Genomic DNA, 1,329 nt, shown 5'->3' on the forward strand with positions numbered 1-1,329 from the left:
CTGATGAATCCCCTAATGATTTTGGTAAAAATCATTAAGTTAAGGTGGATACACATCTTGTCATATGATCAAATGGTTTCGCGAAAAATCAATAATCAGACAACAAGATGTGCGAACTCGATATTTTACACGACTCTCTTTACCAATTCTGCCCCGAATTACACTTAAAACGACTCAACAGCTTAACGTTGGCTTGCCACGCATTACTTGACTGTAAAACTCTCACTCTTACCGAACTTGGCCGTAACCTGCCAACCAAAGCGAGAACAAAACATAACATCAAACGAATCGACCGATTGTTAGGTAATCGTCACCTCCACAAAGAGCGACTCGCTGTATACCGTTGGCATGCTAGCTTTATCTGTTCGGGCAATACGATGCCCATTGTACTTGTTGACTGGTCTGATATTCGTGAGCAAAAACGACTTATGGTATTGCGAGCTTCAGTCGCACTACACGGTCGTTCTGTTACTCTTTATGAGAAAGCGTTCCCGCTTTCAGAGCAATGTTCAAAGAAAGCTCATGACCAATTTCTAGCCGACCTTGCGAGCATTCTACCGAGTAACACCACACCGCTCATTGTCAGTGATGCTGGCTTTAAAGTGCCATGGTATAAATCCGTTGAGAAGCTGGGTTGGTACTGGTTAAGTCGAGTAAGAGGAAAAGTACAATATGCAGACCTAGGAGCGGAAAACTGGAAACCTATCAGCAACTTACATGATATGTCATCTAGTCACTCAAAGACTTTAGGCTATAAGAGGCTGACTAAAAGCAATCCAATCTCATGCCAAATTCTATTGTATAAATCTCGCTCTAAAGGCCGAAAAAATCAGCGCTCGACACGGACTCATTGTCACCACCCGTCACCTAAAATCTACTCAGCGTCGGCAAAGGAGCCATGGGTTCTAGCAACTAACTTACCTGTTGAAATTCGAACACCCAAACAACTTGTTAATATCTATTCGAAGCGAATGCAGATTGAAGAAACCTTCCGAGACTTGAAAAGTCCTGCCTACGGACTAGGCCTACGCCATAGCCGAACGAGCAGCTCAGAGCGTTTTGATATCATGCTGCTAATCGCCCTGATGCTTCAACTAACATGTTGGCTTGCGGGCGTTCATGCTCAGAAACAAGGTTGGGACAAGCACTTCCAGGCTAACACAGTCAGAAATCGAAACGTACTCTCAACAGTTCGCTTAGGCATGGAAGTTTTGCGGCATTCTGGCTACACAATAACAAGGGAAGACTTACTCGTGGCTGCAACCCTACTAGCTCAAAATTTATTCACACATGGTTACGCTTTGGGGAAATTATGAGGGGATCTCTCAG

1 protein-coding gene is annotated in these 1,329 nt (G+C 44.0%); it reads left to right on the forward strand.

Annotated elements, in window-relative coordinates; all coding sequences use genetic code 11:
* Positions 1-107 precede the first annotated feature (107 nt).
* The gene (locus K0335_RS22040; RefSeq protein ID WP_001339197.1) at positions 108-1,316 is read left to right on the forward strand and encodes an IS4-like element ISVsa5 family transposase; all 1,209 of its coding nucleotides are present in this window, start codon (positions 108-110) and stop codon (positions 1,314-1,316) included.
* Positions 1,317-1,329: the final 13 nt, after the last annotated feature.

This window comes from Escherichia sp. GZ89 (assembly GCF_019366485.1).
Taxonomy (GTDB): domain Bacteria; phylum Pseudomonadota; class Gammaproteobacteria; order Enterobacterales; family Enterobacteriaceae; genus Escherichia; species Escherichia fergusonii.

What these genes read in the sequence shown, in the direction of transcription:
- K0335_RS22040 (WP_001339197.1), top strand. Translation starts at nt 108, where the DNA reads ATGTGCGAACTCGATATTTTACACGACTCTCTTTACCAATTCTGCCCC.